General features: G+C 68.4%; 16 protein-coding genes. 9 read left to right on the plus strand and 7 right to left on the minus strand.

The window, feature by feature from the left end; all coding sequences use genetic code 11:
• Nucleotides 1-58: 58 nt before the first annotated feature.
• The gene (locus ACQ4LY_RS11740) at nt 59-697 is read right to left on the minus strand and encodes a Maf family protein (RefSeq protein ID WP_431075678.1); all 639 of its coding nucleotides are present in this window, start codon (nt 695-697) and stop codon (nt 59-61) included.
• A 23-nt stretch (nt 698-720) separates the two neighbouring features.
• Between ACQ4LY_RS11740 and ACQ4LY_RS11745 the strand changes: the two genes are divergently transcribed.
• The 5 genes from ACQ4LY_RS11745 (at nt 721) to ACQ4LY_RS11765 (ending at nt 6,377) form a co-directional block, all read left to right on the plus strand.
• Nucleotides 721-1,950, plus strand: coding sequence for a class I SAM-dependent RNA methyltransferase (locus ACQ4LY_RS11745; protein ID WP_431071694.1), 1,230 nt, complete (start codon nt 721-723; stop codon nt 1,948-1,950).
• A 38-nt stretch (nt 1,951-1,988) separates the two neighbouring features.
• On the plus strand, nt 1,989-2,651 hold the full coding sequence (locus ACQ4LY_RS11750; RefSeq protein ID WP_431071697.1) for a response regulator: 663 nt from the start codon (nt 1,989-1,991) through the stop codon (nt 2,649-2,651).
• Nucleotides 2,641-3,873 (plus strand): ATP-binding protein, encoded by a 1,233-nt coding sequence (locus ACQ4LY_RS11755; protein WP_431071700.1) that lies wholly within the window; start codon nt 2,641-2,643, stop codon nt 3,871-3,873. Before ACQ4LY_RS11750 ends, ACQ4LY_RS11755 begins: the two co-directional genes overlap by 11 nt.
• Complete coding sequence (locus ACQ4LY_RS11760) at nt 3,870-4,880, plus strand: hypothetical protein (protein ID WP_431071703.1); 1,011 nt, start codon at nt 3,870-3,872, stop codon at nt 4,878-4,880. The genes ACQ4LY_RS11755 and ACQ4LY_RS11760 overlap by 4 nt, the downstream gene beginning before the upstream one ends.
• Nucleotides 4,881-5,177: 297 nt before the next feature.
• Nucleotides 5,178-6,377, plus strand: a complete 1,200-nt coding sequence (locus ACQ4LY_RS11765) for an ROK family transcriptional regulator (RefSeq protein ID WP_431071706.1) — start codon at nt 5,178-5,180, stop codon at nt 6,375-6,377.
• A 211-nt stretch (nt 6,378-6,588) separates the two neighbouring features.
• Here the strand turns inward: ACQ4LY_RS11765 and ACQ4LY_RS11770 are convergent, their stop codons facing one another.
• The 5 genes from ACQ4LY_RS11770 to ACQ4LY_RS11790 all read right to left on the minus strand — a co-directional run bounded on the left by ACQ4LY_RS11770 (nt 6,589) and on the right by ACQ4LY_RS11790 (nt 11,169).
• Nucleotides 6,589-6,834: an acyl-CoA carboxylase subunit epsilon gene (locus ACQ4LY_RS11770; RefSeq protein ID WP_431071710.1), complete on the minus strand. Its 246-nt coding sequence runs from the start codon at nt 6,832-6,834 to the stop codon at nt 6,589-6,591.
• Entirely contained in the window at nt 6,831-8,420 is a 1,590-nt protein-coding gene (locus ACQ4LY_RS11775) for an acyl-CoA carboxylase subunit beta (RefSeq protein WP_396653427.1), read from the minus strand. The genes ACQ4LY_RS11770 and ACQ4LY_RS11775 overlap by 4 nt, the downstream gene beginning before the upstream one ends.
• Before the next feature lie 103 nt (nt 8,421-8,523).
• The gene (locus ACQ4LY_RS11780; RefSeq protein WP_431071713.1) at nt 8,524-9,525 is read right to left on the minus strand and encodes a hypothetical protein; all 1,002 of its coding nucleotides are present in this window, start codon (nt 9,523-9,525) and stop codon (nt 8,524-8,526) included.
• 80 nt (nt 9,526-9,605) lie between these two features.
• On the minus strand, nt 9,606-10,298 hold the full coding sequence (locus ACQ4LY_RS11785) for an NTP transferase domain-containing protein (protein WP_431071714.1): 693 nt from the start codon (nt 10,296-10,298) through the stop codon (nt 9,606-9,608).
• A 280-nt stretch (nt 10,299-10,578) separates the two neighbouring features.
• A complete protein-coding gene (locus ACQ4LY_RS11790) occupies nt 10,579-11,169 on the minus strand; it encodes a hypothetical protein (RefSeq protein WP_431071716.1) in 591 nt (196 codons plus the stop codon).
• On the opposite strand from ACQ4LY_RS11790, the gene ACQ4LY_RS11795 reads away from it, so the two are divergent.
• The 3 genes from ACQ4LY_RS11795 to ACQ4LY_RS11805 are packed head-to-tail and all read left to right on the plus strand — an operon-like array spanning nt 11,129 to nt 14,320.
• Nucleotides 11,129-12,472: an ATP-binding cassette domain-containing protein gene (locus ACQ4LY_RS11795; protein ID WP_431071718.1), complete on the plus strand. Its 1,344-nt coding sequence runs from the start codon at nt 11,129-11,131 to the stop codon at nt 12,470-12,472. The two genes, ACQ4LY_RS11790 and ACQ4LY_RS11795, sit on opposite strands and share 41 nt — an antisense overlap.
• Nucleotides 12,448-14,013, plus strand: coding sequence for a hypothetical protein (locus ACQ4LY_RS11800; protein WP_431071720.1), 1,566 nt, complete (start codon nt 12,448-12,450; stop codon nt 14,011-14,013). The genes ACQ4LY_RS11795 and ACQ4LY_RS11800 overlap by 25 nt, the downstream gene beginning before the upstream one ends.
• A 40-nt stretch (nt 14,014-14,053) precedes the next feature.
• Nucleotides 14,054-14,320 carry a DUF3039 domain-containing protein gene (locus ACQ4LY_RS11805; protein WP_046013003.1) on the plus strand — a complete coding sequence of 89 codons (267 nt, stop codon included), beginning with the start codon at nt 14,054-14,056 and terminating at the stop codon, nt 14,318-14,320.
• Nucleotides 14,321-14,342: 22 nt separating this feature from the next.
• Here ACQ4LY_RS11805 and ACQ4LY_RS11810 read toward each other — a convergent pair whose 3' ends face one another.
• On the minus strand, nt 14,343-15,668 hold the full coding sequence (locus ACQ4LY_RS11810; protein WP_431071723.1) for a nicotinate phosphoribosyltransferase: 1,326 nt from the start codon (nt 15,666-15,668) through the stop codon (nt 14,343-14,345).
• 75 nt (nt 15,669-15,743) lie between these two features.
• Between ACQ4LY_RS11810 and murI the strand changes: the two genes are divergently transcribed.
• Nucleotides 15,744-16,577, plus strand: a complete 834-nt coding sequence (gene murI, locus ACQ4LY_RS11815; RefSeq protein WP_431071725.1) for a glutamate racemase — start codon at nt 15,744-15,746, stop codon at nt 16,575-16,577.
• Nucleotides 16,578-16,590 lie beyond the last annotated feature (13 nt).

Genomic DNA, 16,590 nt, shown 5'->3' on the forward strand with positions numbered 1-16,590 from the left:
GGTAGTCGATCTCTTTGACGACTCTCCACAAGAAAGAGGGAGAAACGTCGACGAGACCCTACGACCAGAGGTCGGTCCAGGTGACGCCCAGTTCCGCGGCCAGGCGCCGCACGGTCGACAGGGACATGCCCACGACGGTCGACGGATCGCCGTCGACGCGGGTGATGAAGGCTCCGCCCAGGCTGTCGACCGTGAACGCGCCCGCGACGTGCAGGGGCTCGCCCGATGCGACGTAGGCGGCGATCTCGGCATCCGTGATGTCGTCGGCGAACGTCACCGCCGCTTCGGCGGTCGCGGTGGCCTCGACGGGGGCGACACCGGGGGAGACTCGGAACACCGAATGGCCGGAGTGCAGGATGCCGGTGGCGCCGCGCATCTCGTGCCAGCGTCGGGTGGCCTCCTCCGGCGTGTAGGGCTTGCCGTACACGCGGCCTCCGAGCGCGAACATCGAGTCGCCGCCGATCACGATGCCGTCGAAGAGACCCTCCGCGGCGAGCTTGTGCGCGACGTCCGCGGCCTTCGCGCGGGCGAGGAGCAGCACGAGTTCCGGCGGGGGCAGGTCAGTGCCGCGGGATTCCGCGGCGACGGCCGCCACGGCGTCCTCATCCACGGCGGGCGACTGAGTGAGGGGCTCGATTCCGGCCTGCCGCAGCAGCATCAGACGGGCGGGAGAAGTGGAGGCGAGGCAGACGCGCATGTGCACCACCGTATCCTCGAAGGATGACTTCTTCCCCAGCCCTGCTCGATCTGGACATCACCGGCATCGCGCACGGCGGTACCTTCATCGCCCGCCACGAAGGACGCGTCGTCTTCGTCTCCGATGCGATCCCGGGAGAGCGGGTGCGTGCGCGGCTGACCGAGAACTCGACGGATGAGTCGAAGAGCTTCTGGCGCGCGGAGACGGTCGAGGTCCTCGAGGCGTCCCCGCACCGTCGCCCGCACATCTGGTCGGAGGCCGACGTCTCCCGTGCACCCGAAGACCGCCCTGGTGGCGCGGACCTCGGGCACATCGACCTCGTGCATCAGCGGGTCCTGAAGCGCCAGGTGCTGACCGAGGCACTCGACCGGTTCGCGGGTGCGGGTCTCGAGGCCCCCGAGATCGAGGCGGTCGACTCCTCCGACGGCACCGGATGGCGGACCAGGGTCACGCTGCACGTCGACGATGAGGGGCAGGTCGGGCCCTACGCCGCTCGCAGCCACCGCGTGATCCCCGTCGGCTCGCACCCGCTGGCGCGACCGTCGATCGCCAGGGCCGCGCTCGCGCTCGCCGGCGGCGAAGCAGGCAGCGTCGACCTGGTCGAACCCGGTGACGGCAAGGTGCGGATCATCCGTCGTGAACGCCTCGATGCGCGCCCCGCGCGAGGACAGGGCCGACGCCCCGCGCCCGAGGTCGTCTATGAGCAGGTGGGCGATCGACGGTTCCAGGTCGATGCCGGCGGCTTCTGGCAGGTGCATCCGCGCGCCGCATCCGTGCTCGACGGTGCCGTGTACGGCATTCTCGACGGCCATGTCGACCCCGAGAAGAAGCACTTCGACCTGTACGGAGGCGTGGGACTCTTCGCCGCGTCGCTCGCGGACCTCGGCGGCACCGACATCGTCACGGTCGAATCCAGCAGGCGCGCGACGGCACACGCCCAGCAGAACCTCGCTCCGCTCGACGTCAGCGCCGTCACCGCACGCGTCGACCGCTACCTGGCGGGAATCCCGGCGGGCACGAGCGCGGGCGCCGTCGTGCTGGATCCGCCCCGAGCCGGTGCCGGACGTGCGGTGGTCGATGCGCTCGACGCCCTCGCGCCCGAGGCGATCGCCTACGTCGCCTGCGATCCGGTCGCGCTGGCGCGCGACCTCGGCACCTTCCGCGAGCGCGGGTGGAAGGTGGGGACTCTCCGCGGTTTCGATCTGTTCCCGCACTCTCATCATTTCGAGGTCGTCGCCCTGCTCACGCGCTGACGGGGATCCGCGCCCGCGAGAATCACTAGGCTGGGTGGATGAGCAGGGTCGCACTCATCGACGATCACGAATCCGTCCGCCTCGGTCTGGAGGCCGCGTGCGCCCGTGACGGCGCGCAGACGGTCGTCTTCTCCGGCAGCACGGTCGTGTCGTACCTCGAGTGGCGGTCCGCGTCCTCAGCCCCGCCCGCGGACGTGGTGGTGCTCGATCTCACGCTGGGCGACGGCACGACGGTCACCGAGAACGTCAGGTCTCTCGTCACCGACGGCGCAAGCGTCGTGATCCACAGCGTCGCCGACCGACCGGCGGCCGTACGCGAGGCGCTCGCGGCGGGTGCCGCCGGCGTCGTCAGCAAGTCCTCGGCACTCGACGATGTCCTCGACGCCATCCGCACCGTCGCCGACGGAGAGGCCCTCAACAACGTCGAGTGGGCGAGTGCCGTCGACGGCGACCGGGATTTCGCGGATGCCCAGCTCTCCTCGCGCGAACGCGACGTGCTGCGTCTGTACGCGGCGGGTCTGCCGCTGAAGGCGGTGGCCGAGCGTCTCGGCGTCGCATACTCGACCGCCAAGGAGAACATCACCCGGATCAGGGTGAAGTACGTCGAGGTCGGGCGTCCGGCGCCGACGAAGGTCGATCTTCTCCGCCGCGCGATGGAGGACGGGATCGTCGCCGCAGACGGGGCTCCGAGTGCCCACTGATCCGCTCAGCATCCGAGATGCCTGGAGCAAGATCCCTTCTCCCGGCAGTGTGGAGACCGAGTTCGAGCGGTTCACGGGCAAGCGCATGGAGCGCATCCTCGCGACGGTCGTCGCGATCGGATCGGCGATCCTCGGAGCCCAGGCGCTGATCGCCGGGATCACGACCATGTCGTGGTCGGACGGCGCGCGGATCGCGATGCTGCTGGTGGTCTTCATCCCGCTCGTCGTGATGCTGATCGCCTGCGTCGTCGGGCGAGGGGTGCGCACAGCATCGGGTGCGTTCGCGATCATCTACACCGTGGCTTTGGGGGCCTGGCCGAGTTTCGTCGACCCGGTGGGAAAGGCCGCCGATCAGCCGTGGATCTTCTTCCTCGTCAATGTCGGCGTCGTCGCCGCGATGCTCGCGTTCCCGCTGTGGCTGCAGTTCGCCTGGGCGGTGGGCCTTCCGTTCGTCTACGGGTACGTGCGGCTCGTCGAGGGAGAGTTCTCGCGAGACTTCTGGGTGACCACGGCGTTCGACGTGTCGTTCACGCTGATCCTCGGCATCGTGATCATCTCGCTGGGCTGGATGTTCCGATCCGTCGCCGCCGGTGTCGACGAAGCGCGTGCACACGCCGTCGCCTCGTATGCGGCAGCGGCAGCAGCTGCCGCCGCTGAGGAGGAGCGGGCGACCATGTCGGCGCTCATGCACGATAGCGTCCTCGCCGCCCTCATCGCCGCGGAGCGGGCTGAAGGCGAACGCGCCCAGGACCTCGCCGTCGGCATGGCGCGCGAGGCCCTCACCCGACTCGCGAACACCGAGGCCGCGGTGGCGCAGGAGGGAAGTGACGAGCCGGTCGGAGCAGCGCAGATCGTCGTCGAGCTGCGCCGGGCGCTCTCCGAGCTCGGAGCGGATGCCATCGTCGAGGAGCGCGGAGGGATCGGACTGATCCCCGGCCGCGCCGCGCGGGCCCTCGTGCTCGCCGCCCGGCAGGCTCTCGGCAATGCCGTGACGCACGCGAACGGACGGGGTCTGCACATCCTCGCGGAGGGGAAGGGCGACGAGGGGATCAGCGTGACGATCACCGACACCGGTCCCGGGTTCGACATGAGTGCCATCGGCGCCGACCGACTGGGTATCAGCGCCTCGATCCTCGCGCGTATGGCCGGAGTCGCCGGTACGGCAGAGATCGATTCGAGCGAGTGCGGCACCACCGTGACGCTCGGTTGGGAGCAGCCATGAACCGGACTGTTCGCAGCGTCGCGACCTCACTCGCGGTCGGATTCGCGATGTACTTCGCCGCCAGAGGCGTCTGGTGGATCGAGCAGCCCACCGGACCCCTGCTGATGGTGGCGGCGATCGGTCTCTACCTAGTGGTAGTGAACGCGGCGATCCTGTGGGATTCGGCCACCTCGGTCCGGATGCCTCTGTGGGTCGCACTCGTCACGCTGGTCTCCAGCGTGCTGATTCCGATCCTCGTGACGTTGTCGCTCGATCCTCTGACTCTGACCGCGCCGTTCGCCACCTGGTACATCGGTGCTCTCGGGCTGATGGGAATCGTGTGCATCGTGCGTCGCCGATTCGTGATCGGATGGCTCGTCGTCCTGATCCTCGTGATCGCCTCGTCGGCGTTCCTGGGGTTCTTCGTGGCGTTGTCGCTCGGCCTCGTCGGATCCTTCATGTGGGTCGCTGTGGCGCACCTGCTGGTGATGTTCTGGGATCGGGCGGTGCGTGATACGGAGCGACTCGCCGGCATCCAACAGGCGGTGTCCGCGTGGCACGCGACCCAGCAGGTGCGGCAGAAGGAGCGGCGACTGCGCACTCAGTTCGCGCTCGCCGTCGCCGGCCCCGTGCTCAGTCGTGCGGTCGCCTCCCGTGGTGCACTCGATGCCGGCGAACGGCTCGAGGCGCGGCTCGCCGAGGGGCGGCTCCGCGACGAGCTGCGCGGTGCCGATCTGCTCAATGATGCGGTGCGGGATGCGATCGAGGATGCCAGGCGGCGCGGCGCCGTCGTGACCGTCTTCGACGAGGGCGGTCTGGATGATGTCGACGAGGGGCGACGAGCAGCGATCCGCGACGAGCTGGCGAGGGTGCTGCGCGAGGCCGATGCGGAGCGTTGGATCATCCGTGCCGCACGGGACCCGGTGACGGCGGTGACGGTGGTCGGACGGGCCGGTGCCGGCGGCCAGAGCGACGATGACGCCGTGGACGTCTTCCACGAGATCCCCCGCGGGGTGCCCGAGCACTGAGCGGCGGGCCCTGCCCTCGGCTCTGGCCGGGGGAGGGGGTCAGAGTCGAGGTCAGACAGAGTGGGCGAGGGGCGGCGAATCCGCCAGCCCCTCGCCATGCGGACAGTTACCCGAAAACCATCCGCTGGTGGCCGGTCTGCGTCTATCTACCCTGGGACAGAGAGACCAGCCGAACGCGAAGCGTCTTACTCAGTCTCACGGTTATTCAAATCGTTGTCTGTAGGTATTTTGGGGGGGGATGGCCCCCATGCGAGAAGATGGGGCATGGGAATGCGCCGAGGAACCAACCTCCCCCGAATGGGTGACTTCAACCAGTCGGTGATCCTCGAGGCCATCCGCCGCTCGGTCGTGGGGCTCAGCCGTATCGAGCTCGTCGAGGCGACCGGGCTCTCGGCGCAGACGATCACGAACATCACCCGCCGCCTGCTCGATGAGGGATTCATCGCCGAAGCGGGGCGGACCATCAACGGACCGGGAAAGCCCCGTGTCACACTCCGCCTGGTGGCGGAGAGCCGCTTCTCGGTGGGTGTCCATCTCGACCCGGCCGTGATCACGTTCGTGCTGCTGGACATGTCGGGCGCCGTGGTCCACCGGCATGTCATCCGGACGCCGGACAAGGATCCGCGACGCATCGTCGAGGCCATCGCTCAGACGATCGATGTGCTCGTCGACGAGGCCGGTGTCGACCGCGCCCTCGTCGCAGGTGTCGGGGTCGCGGCTCCGGGCCCGCTCGATGCGCGGAAGGGAACCGTGATCGATCCGCCGAAGCTGCACGGGTGGCATCGTGTGCCGCTGCGCTCCGTGCTCGCAGAGGCGACCGGGTTCGACGTCACTCTCGAGAAGGACACGACTGCCGCCGCGGTGGGCGAGCTCTGGACGGGCAGCGATGACACCGAGGGCTCGTACCTGTTCATCTACCTCGGCACGGGGCTCGGCGCGTCCGTCGTGCGCGAGGGCGGGGTCATCACGGGCAGTTCCCACAACTTCGGCGAGATCGGCCACATCATGGTCGATCCGGAGGGCCCGGTGTGCTCGTGCGGCTCTCGCGGATGCGTCGAAGTGGTGTGCACGCCTCAGGCGATCGTCGAACAGGCCGAGGCTGCGGGGCTGTTCGAGGACAATCGACAGGCAAGCGACGAGCGAGCGGTCGAAGAGCGATTCACGCTGCTGGGCGAACGGGCCGCTGCCGGCGACATGCCTGCGCTCGGCGTGCTGCGCCGTTCGGCAGGACACCTCGCGGTCCTGATCTCGGTGCTGACGAACGTGCTGGACGTCGACCGTGTCGTGTTGGGCGGGCCGTTCTGGGGGCGTCTGGCCGAGGTGTACCTGCGCGAGCTCCCCGAGCCGCTGAACCGGAGCAGCGCGACGCGGGCGGTTCACGTGCTCCCTGTCGACGGCACTGTGGTGGGCGATGACGTGGCCGCCGTCGGAGCGGCCTGCGTGGTCCTCGACGCCGTCCTCACGCCCCGGGCCTCGGACCTCTACCTCGAGGACTGAACGCTCCCTCAACTGCCATACCGGTATATCGGATTGGGAGCCACGCCGATAATTCCAATCGATGTACTATCGAAGGGATGCGCCGACTGGGGTGATCCGACAGCCGGGACGACGGTCCCGCGTCGACCGGGGGAGACCGTCTGCGTGGCCCGGGAGCTGGGGGGCTCCGGGCCTCGCAGACCTCGTCCGTCGTCCGCTCATCGACGGGCGCTCAGCGCGAGAAGCGACCCCACGGGATGTCGCGCCGGAGCGGGGTGCGCAGCGGGCGCTGCGTGCGAGTCCACGCCGAGACGCGCGGCTCATCAGCGACTGCATCCGCCGATTCCTGCGCGTACGCGTCGCTGACCACCGCGATGAGCGCGGCGAGTTCCTCTTCCGTGGCGGAGCCGCGGGTGATCTCGATCGTCGGCGGGCGCTCTGCCTCCGCCGACGATCCCGGTGCGTCCTGCACGCTCACAGCGGGATGTTCCCGTGCTTCTTGGGGGGCAGCTCCGCCCGCTTGCCACGCAGGGCGCGGAGAGCCTTGGCGATGGAGACGCGGGTGTTCGCCGGCTCGATGATGCCGTCGATCTCGCCGCGCTCGGCGGCGAGGAACGGTGAGGTCACGCTGTACGTGTACTCGTTCGCGAGACGGGTACGCACGGCGGCGACGTCTTCGCCTGCCTCTTCGGCGCGCTTGATCTCACCGCGGTAGAGGATGTTGACCGCACCCTGACCACCCATGACAGCGATCTCGGCGGTGGGCCAGGCGAGGTTGACATCGGCGCCGAGCTGCTTCGAGCCCATGACGATGTACGCGCCGCCGTACGCCTTGCGGAGGATCACGGTGACCAGCGGCACCGTCGCCTCTGCGTACGCGTAGATGAGCTTCGCGCCGCGGCGGATCACACCGGTCCACTCCTGGTCGGTGCCCGGCAGGTAACCGGGCACGTCGACGAGCGTGACGATCGGGATCGAGAACGCATCGCAGAAGCGTACGAACCGGCTGGCCTTCTCGCCGGCCTCGATGTTGAGAGTTCCGGCCATCTGCGACGGCTGGTTGGCGATGATGCCGACCGAGCGGCCTTCGACGCGGCCGAAGCCGATCACGATGTTCGGGGCGAAGAGCGGCTGGACCTCGATGAAGTCCCCGGCATCGACGACGTGCTCGATGACCGTGTGGATGTCGTACGGCTGATTGGGGGAGTCCGGGATGATCGTGTTCAGCGTGCGGTCGGCATCCGTGGTCTCCCACTCGAAGCCGCTCTCGTAGCCGGGGATCTCCGCCATGTTGTTGTCGGGCAGGAAGCCGAGAAGCGTGCGTGCGTAGTCGATCGCATCATCTTCGTCTTCGGCGAGGTAGTGCGCGACGCCGGAGCGGGTGTTGTGCGTGAGGGCTCCTCCGAGCTCCTCCATGCCCACGTCCTCGCCGGTGACCGTCTTGATGACGTCCGGGCCGGTCACGAACATCTGGCTGGTCTTGTCGACCATGATCACGAAGTCGGTCAATGCCGGGCCGTAGACGGCACCACCGGCAGCCGGGCCCATGATGATCGAGATCTGCGGGATCACGCCGGACGAGCGGGTGTTCAGGCGGAAGATCTCGCCGTACTTGCTGAGCGCGAGCACACCCTCCTGGATTCGCGCGCCGCCCGAGTCGAGGATGCCGATGATCGGCATGCCGCCCGAGAGGGCGAACTCCATGATCTTGATGATCTTGTCGCCGGACACCTCGCCGAGCGAGCCGCCGAACGTGGTGAAGTCCTGCGAGTAGACCGCGACCGTTCTTCCGTGGATCGTACCGACGCCCGTGACGACCGAGTCGCCGTACGGGCGGTTCTTGTCCATCCCGAATGCCGTCGTGCGGTGGCGCACGTATTCGTCGAACTCGACGAAGCTCCCTGGATCGACGAGCAGCTCGATGCGCTCGCGGGCGGTCATCTTGCCCTTGGCGTGCTGCTTGTCGTGCGCGACCTTCTCAGCGTCGACAACGGCTTCGTTGTAGCGAGCGCGGAGGTCTGCGATCCTGCCGGCGGTGGTCGAGAGTTCGGGCTTGTCCGTCACGGATTCCACCCTATCGTCGGCTCGGCCCCGTCCGTTGGATGCTCGCTACAACGGGTCGCCGGATCCTTTGGCGGCTCTCTCGGGTCGGGCGGTTCTCACGGAGTCAGTCGCTTCGAGTCGGATCCGCGCCCGCGCCGAGCTCGCCCGACAGGTCGTGGGTTCCCGACTGCTCGTCCATGCCGCCTTCGATCTCGGCCGCGCCGCTCCGGCGGCCTCGGCCCACCGATGCGATCTTCCGACCCGCCCAGCCGACACCCCGCACGGCGGAACCGGCAGCGCCCGCGACCGCCCCGCCGACGAACTGCGCGCCGTGCAGCATCCTCAGTTCGAGCTTCTCGGCACCGTCGACAGGCTCGAGGTCGAGCGGCAGATCCATCGGAGCGGCGCCGAACGCGCGGTGCGAGGTCGTGAGCACGCGGCGTCCGAGGATGTGGTTGCCGGCCCCGCCCACCGCGGCGCCGACGCCGAACGGCAGTGCCTTGCCGATGAACGAGGCACCGCCCTTGGCCGCGAACTGCCTCACGAACATGCTCTTGAGTCGGTCCACCAGCGGCCCGACCGCGGCGCGGGGCAGCGACTTCGTCACCATCTCGCCCCAGTACGTCGATCGGCTGCCACCCTTGCCCGTGGCCTCCCCGGCGAGCTGACCGACGAGGGCGACTCCCTCCTTGCCGAGCATCAGCGTCATCACGAGAGCTCTGGCTCTGTCGGGGTTCGAGACGGCGATGCCGTGCACCTCGGCGACGGATTGCGCGAACAGGGCTGTCGACTCGACGAAGCCGACGGTCTCGACGCCCGAGAGCGCGAGCGTGATGCCAGTGCCGATCCCGGGGACCACAGCCGTCGCGCCGACGGCTGCGCCACCCGTGGTCACCGCGGCCAGGTAGCGACGTTCGAGGATGCGGATGATCTGCTCGGGCGACGCGTGGGGATTGCGCAGACGGATGCTGCGGATGTGCGCGAGCACGAGCGGACGTTGGATTGCGAGGACGCGATCCAGGCCCCGCACCATGAACGGGTGCTCGGTGGAGCCCACCGGCGGCACACCCCGGTCCCACGGGGAGTCGTCGGGGAGGGAGTGGATCTTGTGCACCTTGGGGGCCATGGATCGATCCTAGGAACACAGGCCGCGAAAACGCCGAAAGCCCGGCGCCCTTGACGGGGCCGGGCTTTCGTGGAACGCGATCAGACGAACAGGTTCGCCCGCTCGAGGTCTTCAGCGAAGTCGACCTCGACCGCGTAGAGGTCGGAGACGTCCATCGGCTCGAGCAGGAGGCCGTCCTCGGCGATCGCGAGCTCGAGACCGCGCTCGAAGTAGTCCTGGTCCTCGACGCGCTGCAGCTGGCGCATGAACGCCTTCTTGTTCGCGGACGAGATGTAGTTGATTCCCACGGCCTCGCCGAGTCCGCCCTTGACGGTCTTGGAGAGCTCGTTGATGAAGCCCTCGGCGGTGACCGTGTACTTCACCTCTTCGTCGCTGACCTTCGAGGTGTTGACCGTGACGAACGACTGATCGCGCTCGATGTAAGCCGCTGCGCGGCCCAGGATCATCGGATCGAAGACGACATCGCCGTTCATCCACAGGACGCCGGCCCTGCCGGTGGCGCCCAGTGCCCGCAGCAGGCTCTTCGACGTGTTCGTCTCGTCGTAGCGCTCATTGTGCACGTAGTTGACGTTCGGGAAGGCCTCGATGATCGTCTCGGCGCGGTAGCCGACGACGGAGGTGATGCGGGCGTCGGTGCCGAAGGCCGCGCGGATGTTGTCGTGCTGCTGACGCATGATCGTGCGGCCGTCGCTGAGCTCGGTGAGCGGCTTCGGCAGCGCGCGGCCCAGGCGTGAGCCCATTCCTGCTGCGAGGATGACGGTCTGAAGAGTCACGAGTGCTCCTAAAGGAAGTATGTGTTCACGGTCGGTTCACCGACCAGACACTTCGTCGTGCCGAGAGTCATGCTAGCGATCAAGCCTGGGAACCCCCGGGGGTTGTCGCCCCTGTTGCCAATTCGTGATCCAGTACACACCCAACACTCAGATTCGTCCAGATCGGCGCCATGCGCGGTCCGATCTGTGATTCCGGGGCCAATTGTTGCGGCGACCCTAAGAAAGTGGGCACCCGTTGATACCGTAGGACGGTGACTGCTTCCCCCGACGACCGCACCGATCAGGTGGCCGACGCCGCGCCCTCGAGCGCCGAGAAGACGCCGGCTCGGAAGACGCCCGCCAAGAAGAAGACGGGCGCGCGAACTCCCGCGAAGTCAGCCGCAGACAAGGCTGCCGCGACGATCGAGGTGGTGGCGGAGCCCGCGATGAAGATCGATAGGAGCGCTGATGCTTCGGCGTCGCGTTCGACCGCGCCGAAGAAGACCGCATCGGCCACGGCTCGCACGGCCGCGGCGAAGAACTCGGCCCGCCCGACGAGCGCTCGCGGTGCTGCCGCGAAGACGACCGCGGCGCGATCGGCGACGGTGAGGCCGAGCGCCGCGAAGAGCACGACGGCGAAGGCGGCACCCTCGACGGCTGCCGCCGCGAAGACGACGGCAGCGAAGACGACGGCCGCTAAGACGACGGCCGCGAAGACGACGGCCGCGAAGACGACGGCCGCGAAGACGACGGCCGCGAAGACTGCTGCCGCGAAGGCTGCGGCCGAGAAGAGTGCTGCGGCGAAGTCCACCGCTCGTACGTCTGCCGCGAAGACGGCTTCGGCCAGGACGGTGGCCGCGAAGACCGCCGCCGCGAAGACGGCTGCGGCCAAGGCCGCGGCGGCGAAGGCCGCTGAGGCTGAAGTTGAGGACGCGAAGGCCGCTGAGGCTGAAGTTGAGGACGCGAAGGCCGCTGAGGCTGAAGTTGAGGACGCGAAGGCCGCTGAGGCTGAAGCTGAGGACGCGAAGGCCGCGGAGGCTCAGGCGGCGCAGGCAGCGGCAGAAGCGAGCGCCGCCGAGGCTGAGGCGGCTGCGCAGGCGAGGGCCGCGGCTGAGGCGAAAGCTGAGGCTGAGGCGAAGGTCGCAGAGGCGACAGCTGCTGTTCCTGATGCGGCGGCCCCTGTTGCGGAAGACGCAGAGGACGTGTCGTCCGTGATCGAGGAGCCCCGCATCGCCGACGTCGATTCGCCGTCGATCGAGCCCGCGACGGCTGACGCCGCTCCGCTCGACGGTGCGACCGCCGACGTCGTCGAGGTCGACGAAGACGCCGCAGCCGGCGAACCCGCAGACGAGAGTTCCGTGACCGAGGTCGACGACGCCGTCTCCGACGCGGATGCGACGGAAGAAGCCGTCAGCGGTGTCGAGGCGGCCTCCGCCTCCGAGGCGATCCGGATCCGCGGCCTGGTGAAGACCTTCGGCGACCATACGGCGGTCAACGGCATCGATCTGACCGTGCCCGCCGGGTCGTTCTACGGAATCGTCGGACCCAACGGAGCGGGCAAGACGACGACGCTCTCGATCGTGGCGGGGCTGCTGCGTGCCGATGAGGGGAACGTCGTGATCTGCGGCATCGACCAGGCGGCCAAGCCGCTCGCGGCGAAGCGGATGATGGGTGTGCTGCCTGATCGGCTGCGCACGTTCGATCGCCTCACCGGTCGGCAGCTCCTCTACTACTACGGCCTGCTGCGAGGTCTCGCCTCCAACGTCATCGAGAAGCGCGTCGGCGACCTCGCTCGTGCCTTCGACCTCGGCGAGGCGCTGAACCGCGTGGTCTCCGACTACTCGGCAGGCATGACAAAGAAGATCATGCTCGCGGGTGCGATGATCCACTCGCCACGCGTCCTGGTGCTCGACGAGCCGTTCGAAGCGGTCGATCCGGTGTCGTCCGCGGTCATCCTCGACATCCTGCGCGCATACGTCGACCACGGCGGGACGGTCATCCTCTCCAGCCACGGCATGGATCTCGTCGCGCGCGTCTGCTCGCGGGTGGCGATCATCGTCGGAGGAGAGGTCCTCGCCGAGGGAACGATCGACGACGTCCGCGCAGGGCAGACGCTCGAGGCGCGATTCGTCGAGCTCTCCGGCGGCATCAGCGAGGTGGAGGGTCTCGAGTGGCTGCACACGTTCTCCGACTGAGGGCGGCGCTCCTGATCGGATCGCTCCGCGGCGAACGTCGGGTGCGCACCCTGGTCATGCTCGCGGTGATCGTCATCCTCACGGCCGTGGTCTGCGCCGCGGTCCTGAGCCTCGACGACGCGCCTGTCGCCGTCGCACGCACCGTCATCGTGCTCGGCAGCGCCGCACTGCTGCTGGGATTCCTGGTCGGCCCGATCCTCGTGGGCGCCGTCGATCAGCTCGACCCCCGGCGCTTCGCCGTGTTCGGCGTCGACGAGCGGCAGATGCCGTGGATCCTGGCCCTCGCCTCGTTCATCAGCGTGCCGAGCCTGGCGCTGCTCGCGGTGAACATCAGCGTCTGCATCGTCGCGATCAGGCTGGGCGCTCCGTGGCTCCTCGCAGTGCTGATGAGCTTCATCAGTCTCGTGTCGACGATCCTGGCGGCGCGGGTCGGAATGGCCGTCAACGCACTCGTCCTGCCCGAGCGTCGATCGCGTGAGCTCACCGCGCTCTTCGCGCTGGCCGTGATCGTGATCGCCTTCCCGGTGGCCGTCTTCCTGGCCTCCCTGAAATGGGACGGGGAGGTGCCCGCAGCAGTCGGCACTCTCGCGGCAGCCGTCGGAGTCACACCCTTCGCGGCGTCGTCGCGCTTCCTCTTCTCCTTCGCGACCGACGACACCACCGGCGCCTGGGTCAGCGGCGTCGTGGCTTTCGCGACGGCTCTGATCCTCTGGGCGCTGTGGACCTGGCTCGTGCGCCGACTCCTGACGACCACGGAGCGACCCGTCACGTCACGCGAGCGATCCGGACTCGGCTGGTTCGGTCTGCTCCCGTCGAACGCCTTCGGCGCGATCGCGTCGCGGAGCCTCGTCTACTGGCTGCGCGACCGTCGGTACATCATGAACCTGATCGTGGTCCCTGTCGCCGGAGTGCTCACGGTGCTCCCGCTCCTCGTCGCAGGCGTGCCGCTCGAGATCGCAGCGCTCGTCCCGGTCCCGGTGATGGCGCTGTTCTTCGGCTGGCTCCCGCACAACGACGTCGCCTACGATTCGACGGCGCTGTGGACCCACGTAGCGAGCGGCGTGCGCGGCATCCCCGATCGCCTGGGCCGACTGGTTCCGGTCGTGCTCGTGGCCGTGCCCGTGCTGGCGATCTCCGTGCCGCTGACGCTGTTGTGGATCGACGACTGGCGTCTGCTGCTCCCGCTCACAGGACTCGGGGCCAGTCTGCTGCTGTCGGCGCTCGGGTTCTCGAGCATCGTGTCGGTGATCGCGCCTTATGCGGTGTCCCGTCCGGGCGACAGCCCGTTCCAGCAGCCGCAGCGTCCGACGTCGCGCGGAGCCTACGGCCCGGCCGCGGCGTTCCTGGGCGCCATCGTGGTGAGCATCCCGACGATCTGGCTGCTCGTGCTCACGATGCTCGAAGGCTCGCAGTTCGCCCCGGCGACGTTCTGGGCCGGGATCGCCACGGGGCTGGTCATGCTCGCCGTCGGCGTGAGCGTCGGTGGTCGGATCTTCGAACGCGGGGGCGAGCGTCTGATGGAGTTCGTCGAGACCGCGTGACAGCCGCCCACCGTGGGCTGTGCACGGCTAGACTCTCGGCATGAGTACTCCGCTGGACAGCCCCGATCAGGGCGGCGTGGCAACGCTTGATCGCGAACTGGAAGAGCTCCTCCGGGAGGAGAATCTCGAGCCGGGCGACCACGAGCGCTTCTCGCATTACGTCAAGAAGGACAAGATCCTCGAGTCCGCCATCACCGGCAAGCCGGTGCGTGCACTGTGCGGCAAGAAGTGGACCCCGGGTCGCGACCCGGAGAAGTTCCCGATCTGCCCCACGTGCAAGGAGATCTACGAGTCGATGATCAGCTGAACCGCGCGGGTTCAGCGTCGGATCAGCTCGCGTCGACGAAGACGGTCGGGATGGCAGGGTCTGACTTGCTCAGGGCGAGGGCTCGGACCGGAAGCTCCTCACGCACGCGCAGATGATGCGACCGAGCGGATGCTGTGCCCTCCGGCCCTTCGAACGCGGTGTCGATGTCTCCGGCCTCGACGAACGTGGTCTGCAGTGCGCGACCCTCCGGGTGCTCCGCAGGGGTGTCCAGCTGCTCGAAGCCGTCCGAGACCACGACGGTCTCGGACTCGGCCACACCGTCGACGAGTGTGCGGAAGGCTGCCTTGCGGCCTCCGTGCGACGCCTTGTCGGTCGAGGCCTTCGCCACGCCGATCCAGGCTCCCGTCGGGTCCTGCCGGGCGACGAGCTTGTAGACCATGCTCGCGGTGGGGTATCCGGATCCGGTGACGACCGACGTGCCCACGCCGTACGCGTCGACCGGTGATGCCGCGAGCGCCGCGATGGCGTATTCGTCGAGGTCGCTCGTGACCGTGATACGCGTGCTCATCGCGCCGAGCTCGTCGAGCTGAGCCCGCACCTCTGCTGCCACGATCGGCAGGTCGCCGGAGTCGATGCGCACGCCGCCGAGACCGGTGCCGGCGACGCGGACGGCCGTCTCGACTCCTGTACGGATGTCATAGGTGTCGACCAGCAGCGTCGTGCCGGTTCCGAGGCTGTCGATCTGCGAGCGGAAGGCCTCCTCCTCGGTCTCGTGCAGAAGCGTCCACGAGTGCGCGGCCGTTCCCATGGTCGGGATGCCCCACCGACGGCCGGCCTCGAGGTTGCTCGTCGCACGGAAACCGGCGATGTATGCGGCGCGGGCTGCAGCGACGGCGGACTGCTCGGCCGCTCGGCGCGATCCCATCTCGGCGAGCGGCCGCTCGCCCGCGGCGATGCTCATGCGTGAAGCGGCGGTCGCCACCGCCGAGTCGTGGTTCAGCACGCTGAGCGCGAGGGTCTCGAGCACGACCGCGTCGGCGAAGGATCCCTCGACGGTCAGGATGGGGGAGCCGGGGAAGTACAGCTCGCCCTCACGGTAACCGCGGATGGAGCCCGTGAAGCGGTAGTTCTCGAGGTAGGTCAGCGAGTCGGCATCGACCACGTCGTTGTCACGCAGGAAACGCAGTTCGTCGTCTTCGAAGCGGAACTCGCGAAGGAGCGTGAGCAGACGTCCGGTGCCGGCGACCACGCCGAAGCGGCGTCCGCCTGACAGCCGCCGTGAGAAGAGCTCGAACACGCTCGGCCGTGCGGCTGTTCCGTCGCGGAGCGCGGCGGCGAGCATCGTAAGTTCGTAACGATCGGTCAGAAGCGCCGTGGACGTCGTCATGCGCTCAGCTTAGTGACGACATCCGCTCGGGTTGCTGAGCGTGACAGGGGATGCGCGCGGGTAGGCTGGTGAGTCATGAACGACGCCCCGATCGGAATCTTCGACTCCGGTGTCGGCGGACTCACGGTGGCCCGGGCCATCCGAGCCCAGCTGCCCCGGGAATCGTTCGTCTACATCGGCGATACCGCGCACTCTCCCTACGGGCCGAAGCCGATCGCCGATGTGCGGCGATACAGCCTCGAGGTGCTCGACACGCTGGTCGATCAGGGCGTCAAGATGCTCGTGATCGCCTGCAACACGGCATCCGCGGCCATGCTGCGTGATGCGCGTGAGCGTTATGACGTCCCGGTCGTCGAGGTCATCGGCCCCGCGGTCCGTCGGGCCGTGTCGACCACGCGCAACGGGCGGGTGGGCGTGATCGGCACCGTCGGGACGATCGGCTCGCGCGCCTACCAGGACATGCTCGAGGTGAACGAGCGTCTCGAGGTCTTCACTGCCGCGTGCCCCCGCTTCGTCGAGTTCGTCGAGGGCGGCATCACCGGCACGCCCGAGGTCCTCGCCACGGCCGAGGAGTATCTTGCTCCGCTGCGCGACGCAGATGTGGACACCCTGGTGCTCGGGTGCACGCACTACCCGTTCCTCCGGGGCGCGATCAGCTATGTGATGGGGGAGGGCGTCACGCTCGTCTCCAGTGACGACGAGACCGCGGGCGACGTCTACCGTCAGCTGGTTCGCGGCGACCTTCTCGCGTCGCCCGATGCCACCGCGTCGTATGTCTACGAGGCGACGGGCGACTCGACCACCGAGTTCACCGCGCTCGCCAACCGCCTGATGGGCCGGGAGGTGCGTGACGTGCAGCTCGTGCAGACCGGTGTCATCACGCTTCCGGAGTCGGCCGCAGGGCTCTGACTCCTCCGCAGCA

Origin of the sequence: Microbacterium phyllosphaerae (assembly GCF_050628115.1) — a bacterium.
In the GTDB taxonomy this organism is placed as follows: domain Bacteria; phylum Actinomycetota; class Actinomycetes; order Actinomycetales; family Microbacteriaceae; genus Microbacterium; species Microbacterium phyllosphaerae_A.

Bases quoted from the DNA above. Each gene is read 5' to 3' on its own strand.
- ACQ4LY_RS11740 (WP_431075678.1), bottom strand. From the start codon at position 697: ATGCGCGTCTGCCTCGCCTCCACTTCTCCCGCCCGTCTGATGCTGCTG.
- ACQ4LY_RS11745 (WP_431071694.1), top strand. From the start codon at position 721: ATGACTTCTTCCCCAGCCCTGCTCGATCTGGACATCACCGGCATCGCG.
- ACQ4LY_RS11750 (WP_431071697.1), top strand. From the start codon at position 1,989: ATGAGCAGGGTCGCACTCATCGACGATCACGAATCCGTCCGCCTCGGT.
- ACQ4LY_RS11760 (WP_431071703.1), top strand. From the start codon at position 3,870: ATGAACCGGACTGTTCGCAGCGTCGCGACCTCACTCGCGGTCGGATTC.
- ACQ4LY_RS11765 (WP_431071706.1), top strand. From the start codon at position 5,178: ATGGGTGACTTCAACCAGTCGGTGATCCTCGAGGCCATCCGCCGCTCG.
- ACQ4LY_RS11780 (WP_431071713.1), bottom strand. From the start codon at position 9,525: ATGGCCCCCAAGGTGCACAAGATCCACTCCCTCCCCGACGACTCCCCG.
- ACQ4LY_RS11805 (WP_046013003.1), top strand. From the start codon at position 14,054: ATGAGTACTCCGCTGGACAGCCCCGATCAGGGCGGCGTGGCAACGCTT.
- ACQ4LY_RS11810 (WP_431071723.1), bottom strand. From the start codon at position 15,668: ATGACGACGTCCACGGCGCTTCTGACCGATCGTTACGAACTTACGATG.
- murI (WP_431071725.1), top strand. From the start codon at position 15,744: ATGAACGACGCCCCGATCGGAATCTTCGACTCCGGTGTCGGCGGACTC.